The sequence below is a fragment of the Desulfobotulus alkaliphilus genome (assembly GCF_007830435.1).
GTDB lineage: Bacteria > Desulfobacterota > Desulfobacteria > Desulfobacterales > ASO4-4 > Desulfobotulus > Desulfobotulus alkaliphilus.
The window spans coordinates 1-5,909 of the sequence record NZ_VLLC01000067.1; the positions used below are offsets into that span (position 1 = coordinate 1).

Annotated in this window: 4 protein-coding genes; all 4 read left to right on the top strand. The window is 45.6% G+C overall.

Features of this window, described 5'->3' with window-relative positions; translation table 11 throughout:
• Positions 1-110 precede the first annotated feature (110 nt).
• Positions 111-1,280 (top strand): restriction endonuclease subunit S, encoded by a 1,170-nt coding sequence (locus LZ24_RS16670; protein ID WP_144686841.1) that lies wholly within the window; start codon positions 111-113, stop codon positions 1,278-1,280.
• The gene (locus tag LZ24_RS16675; RefSeq protein ID WP_246118633.1) at positions 1,277-2,413 is read left to right on the top strand and encodes a PDDEXK nuclease domain-containing protein; all 1,137 of its coding nucleotides are present in this window, start codon (positions 1,277-1,279) and stop codon (positions 2,411-2,413) included. Before LZ24_RS16670 ends, LZ24_RS16675 begins: the two co-directional genes overlap by 4 nt.
• Positions 2,414-2,539: 126 nt before the next feature.
• Entirely contained in the window at positions 2,540-3,283 is a 744-nt protein-coding gene (locus LZ24_RS16680; protein ID WP_144686842.1) for a Fic family protein, read from the top strand.
• Positions 3,280-5,909 (top strand): type I restriction endonuclease subunit R (locus tag LZ24_RS16685; RefSeq protein ID WP_144686843.1); only part of this gene is annotated, 2,630 nt, incomplete at its 3' end. The genes LZ24_RS16680 and LZ24_RS16685, both read left to right, overlap by 4 nt.

Below are 5,909 nucleotides of genomic sequence, written 5' to 3' on the forward strand. Positions count from 1 at the left end.
AGCTGCCCGTTGCCTGAAACACATGGCTGCGAGAACCTCAGCCACCAGAGCTGCCCGTTGCCTGAGGCTCTCGAAGGCAACACTACCCAGAAGCCCAAGGAAATCTGGCAATGAAAACACAACTTTTATTAAAACAAGCCCGAGTGTCGTTAATTCCACATGGATGGCAAATTTCTCAAGTCGGTAAAAGCTGTAGTATAAGAAATGATCTAAGAAAACCCATTAGTCTTGAAGAAAGATCTTCAATACAGGGTGATTATCCATACTATGGCCCAACGGGTATCCTAGATTACATTGATCAGTATTTATTAGATGGTGAGTTTGCCTTAATAGGCGAAGATGGAGACCACTTTCTAAAACCAAAAGAGAAGCCACAAACCATTTTAGCAAAAGGAAAGTTTAATGTTAACAATCATGCCCATGTAATAGCCTCCACAAATGTCTGTAGTGCTGAATGGTTTGCCACATTTTACAAACATAGAAACATTACTGATTTTTTAAGCAGACAGGGTGCTAACAGGTACAAACTAAATAAGGCAACCCTGGAAAAACTGCCAATACTTCTCCCCCCCCTTCCCGAACAAAAAGCCATTGCCGCTCTATTGTCCACCTGGGATGAGGCCATCGAGAAAACTGAGCGGTTGATTCAGGCGAAGGAAAAGCGTTTTAAGTGGCTGTTGCGGGAGTTGATTTCAGAACAGCCAAAGACGCAAAAAAACGCGAAATGGAAAAAGGTGAAGCTGGGTGATTTATTTGGAAAAGAAGTCAATGTCGAAAAAGGCAAGGCTTTAACAAAAGAATCCAATACAGAAGGTGACGTTCCGGTTGTCGCAGGTGGACAAACTTACGCATATTTCACAAATCACTCAACACACGAAATACCCACTGTCACAGTAAGTGCATCTGGGGCATATGCGGGTTTTGTGTGGTATCACGATTATCCAATTTGGGCATCTGACTGCAATGTTCTGCGTGCAACGAAGGGCATAACAAAATTTCTTTATTTCACCCTTAAGGAAATGCAGCACCGAGTCTACGCCCTGCAGTCAGGAGGAGCACAACCACATGTATACTCAAAAGACATGAAGAATCTGCAAATCTATTGGCCACAAGTTGAAGAACAAAAAGAAATCGCTAAAATACTGAGCAATGTCCAGCATGAAATCAACCTGCTGAAGCAGCTCGCAGAACAATACAAAACCCAGAAACGCGGCCTGATGCAAAAAATGCTCACCGGCCAATGGCGGGCAAAACCGGATATCGTGATGGGGGATGCATGATGGATGAGAAATCAAAAAACACCCCATCCCCAGCCAACCATGCCGGGTACACTTCATGGCTCAGGGAAATCAAAGAAAAGATTCGTTCCGTGCAGGTCAAAGCCGCACTGGCTGCGAGTCGGGAATTGATTTTATTTTACTGGGAGCTTGGAGAGGATATTTCGCAAAAGCTCTCGGAAACCCATTGGGGCTCCAAAATTATTGACCAACTGTCTAAGGATCTGCGTTCAGAGTTTCCCGATATTCAAGGATTTTCACGAACAAACATCTACTACATCAAGAAATTTTACGAATATTTCATTACCTTTTCCGAACAGGAACAAATTATCCCCCCGCCCGGGGGACAAATGGATTCAGTCCTTACGCACCAATACGGATCACAATCCTATCCGCCAATCATCCCCCAGATTGGGGGACAATTGCCCTGGAGCCATATCAAAATTCTTCTGGACAAAGTTTCCGATCATCAGGAAACGCTTTTCTACATACGGGAAACCATCGAAAACGGCTGGAGTCGTGATGTTCTCGCCTTGCAAATCAAGTCAAGCCTTTATCAGCGCCAAGGAAAGTCTGTCAGCAATTTTCAACAGACCTTGCCAACGCCAAAATCCGATCTGGCACAACAGACGATCAAAGACCCATACATCTTTGATTTTCTTAGTATGACAAAACCTTACAATGAACGGGACATAGAGAATCAGCTGGTCGGGCATATCACAAAATTCCTGCTGGAGCTGGGTAAGGGCTTTGCCTTTATCGGGCGGCAATATCATCTGGAAGTAGGTGAAAGTGATTATTATCTGGATCTGCTTTTCTACCATATCAAGTTAAAGTGCTATGTGGTGATTGAACTTAAGAATACAAAATTTATTCCTGAATACGCAGGTAAACTGAATTTTTATCTTTCAGCCGTAGACAGCCTTCTCAAAGCCGAGGATGATAAGCCAACCATCGGAATGTTGCTCTGCCGGGACAAAAACAAAATCGAAACCGAATTTGCCCTTCGAGACATGAACAAGCCCATGGGCGTGAGTGAGTTTACGCTGACAGAAATTTTACCGGATGAATTAAAAGGTTCCCTCCCCACCGTGGAAGAAATCGAAGAAGACATGAAGCAATTGCGTACTGAGTGATGAATTAAAATTCTTTTTTTATTCGTATTAATTCCTTCCCTTTTGGTGTTTTTTTGGGTTTTTCGTGGTTCAAAAATCCCTGGCCCCTGTCTGGCTTATCGAGGATAAAAGCAGGAGACCTACAAAATGATACAATTCAATAAACTAGACAAATTAAAACAAAAACTGGATGCCTTCCGGCCATTGCCTCCGGAGATTGTTTCCAATCTCCACGAAGATCTGGTGCTCCGCTGGACCTACCATTCCAATGCCATTGAAGGCAACACGCTGACCCTGAAGGAAACCAAGGTTGCTCTGGAAGGGATCACCATTGGCGGAAAAACCATGCAGGAGCACTTTGAAGTGATCAACCACCGGGAAGCCATTTTTTTTGTGGAAGATCTGGTCAGAAAAAATGAGACATTATCTGAATGGCATATTACCTCCATTCACCAGCTGATCCTGAAAAATATCGATGACAGAAATGCGGGTACCTACAGAAAAACCAATGTCATCATTTCCGGTGCCGATCATATACCGCCAGATGCCGTACAGGTTCAAAGTGAAATGCAACGCTTCGTTAACTGGTATCAGACCGGGGCGAAATCTCTTCATCCGGTAGAACGGGCCGCCCGTGTTCATGCTGATTTTGTGAAAATCCATCCCTTTGTGGACGGTAATGGCAGAACATCACGGCTGCTGATGAATCTGGAGTTAATGAAAAGCGGATTCCCGCCGGTGATTCTTCCTGTGGAAAAACGTCTGGAATATTATGAGGCACTGGATACTGCCCACACGAAAAATAATTACGATCCCTTTTTGACCCTTGTTTCGGATATTGTGGAATCAGGATTCAGACCCTACTGGCACGCATTGGGAGTAAACCCATGAATACCTTTCAGATCAATGAAAAGCATCTTTCCCAAATCCCGGCTTTGCAGCTTTTGATCAGCCTTGGCTTTGAATTTCTGACACCGGCTGAAGCACTGCAGGAAAGACAAAACCGAACATCCAATGTTTTACTGGAAAATATTCTGCGCAGTCAGCTCAAGGAAATCAACCGTATTCATTACAAAGGAGACGAGTACCTCTTCAGCGAAGAGAATGTACAGTCGGCCATCCAGAAGCTGAAAAACATCAAATACGACGGACTGCTAAAGACCAACGAGGCCATTTACGACCTGATTACCCTCGGGACGGCCATGGAGCAGACCCTTGAGGGGGATTCGAAAAGCTTTAATATAAACTATATCGACTGGCCCAGGTCTTCCGACAGTCCCGGCCGAAACAGGTTTCATGTAACGGTGGAATACAGTGTTGAACGAACACGTTCTACGGAAACCGTCCGTCCGGATATCGTTCTTTTTGTCAATGGTATTCCCTTTTGCGTGATTGAATGCAAGGCCCCCCATACTGAAGTGGAACAGGCCGTTTCCCAATCCATCCGAAATCAGAATGATGAGCACATACCCAAACTCTTTATCTACACCCAGATGCTGCTGGCTCTGAATAAAAACAGCGCCATGTACGCCACCACGGGGACCGCTGCAAAATTCTGGGGAATATGGAAAGAACCGGGCTTAACCACTAAAGATATAACCACAGAATACACAGAACACACGGAATCAGAAAAAGAGCACTTCAGAACAAAAAATATTGCGTACAAAAAGTTACATGAGCTTGTTCAGGATTCTCTTCGGCACGAAATAGATCCCAATAATTTTTCTGTGTATTCCGTGTGTTCCGTGGTTCCCAAAAATAGAATGGTGACGGAACAGGATATTGCGCTGTATGCCCTTTGCCGCCCGGAAAGGCTTCTGGAGCTGGCGTGGAAGTTCACGGTGTTTGACGGAGGCATCAAAAAAATTGCCCGGTATCAGCAGTATTTTGTCATCAAATCCACCCTGAACCGCGTAAAACACTTTGACAGCACCGGTTCACGCAAAGGGGGGGTGATCTGGCACACGCAAGGATCAGGAAAATCCCTGACCATGGTGATGCTGGCCCGGAATCTTGCCCTTAATCCCGAAATTTTAAATCCCCGTATTGTTCTTGTGACAGACCGTGATGACCTCGACAAACAGCTTGGGAATACCTTTGCCGCCTGTGGCCTTGATGCAAACCGGGCAACATCAGGCAGAAATCTGCTGGAACTGATTGCTGAAAAGAAGGCAGGAATTATCACAACCCTCATTAACAAGTTTGACAAGGCGTATGCGGTAAAAAAATATCAGGATGCCTCCCCTGATATTTTCATACTGGTGGATGAAAGCCACCGCACCCAGTTCGGTTCCTTTTCCGCCCGGATGAGACAGATGTTTCCCCATGCCTGCTATTTAGGTTTTACGGGCACGCCGCTTTTGAAAAAAGAGAAGAACAACTTCATAAAGTTTGGTGAGCTTGTCGAACCCCATTATTCCATCACACAGGCCGTTGAAGACGGTGCAGTGGTTCCGCTTCTGTATGAAGGGCGGCATGTAGAAATGACCCAGAATAAAAAAGCGGTGGATCTGTGGTTTGAACGGCACACGCAAGGGCTTTCCAAAGAACAGCAGGCGGATCTGAAACGCAAATATGCACGGGCGGAAATGCTGAACAAGGCCGATCAGGTCATTTACATGAGAGCCTTTGACATCAGCGAGCACTTTCGCTCCAATTGGCAGGGAACAGGATTCAAGGCTCAACTGGTAGCCCCGAATAAAGCCTCTGCGCTCAAGTATAATACATATCTGAATGAGATTGGCATGGTCAGTTCCGAAGTCGTTGTCTCACCGCCGGATATGCGTGAAGGCTATGAAGAGACCGATGATGAAACAACAGACGAGGTCGTAAAATTCTGGCAAAAGATGATGAAACGCTATGGCAGTGAAGAGGAATATACCAAGCAGCTCATCAACCAGTTCAAACACGGCAGCGAACCAGAAATCCTCATTGTTGTTGATAAGCTGCTCACGGGTTTTGATGCCCCCAGAAATGCAGTCCTCTATTTGTGCAGGATGCTGAGGGAGCATACACTGCTTCAGGCAATTGCCCGTGTCAACCGGCTGCATGAAAGTAAGGAATTTGGTTTTATCATAGACTATGCAAGCGTACTTGGTGAACTGGACAAGGCCCTTACCATGTACAGCGCATTTGAAGGCTTCGATGAATCCGATCTGGCTGGCACCCTGACATCCATTCACAGCGAGACCGAAAAACTGCCCGCCCGGTATTCTGATCTTTGGGATCTGTTCAAAACGGTGAAGCACTCCTGTGACGAAGAGGCCTATGAAGTGCTTCTTGGCGATGAGAGCATAAGGGAAGAGTTTTACAGTCGCCTTTCGGAGTTTGGAAAAACACTGGCCATGGCACTCTCTTCCGAAAAATTTCTGACCGAAACCGATGATAAAACCTTATCCCGATACAAGGCAGACCTCCGGAAATTCCAGTCACTCAAGGCATCCGTCAAGCTCCGCTATGCAGAGGCCATTGATTACCGGGATTATGAGCCAAAAATCAAAAAACTGCTGGACACCCA

Bases quoted from the DNA above. Each gene is read 5' to 3' on its own strand.
- LZ24_RS16680 (WP_144686842.1), top strand. From the start codon at position 2,540: ATGATACAATTCAATAAACTAGACAAATTAAAACAAAAACTGGATGCC.
- LZ24_RS16675 (WP_246118633.1), top strand. From the start codon at position 1,277: ATGATGGATGAGAAATCAAAAAACACCCCATCCCCAGCCAACCATGCC.
- LZ24_RS16670 (WP_144686841.1), top strand. From the start codon at position 111: ATGAAAACACAACTTTTATTAAAACAAGCCCGAGTGTCGTTAATTCCA.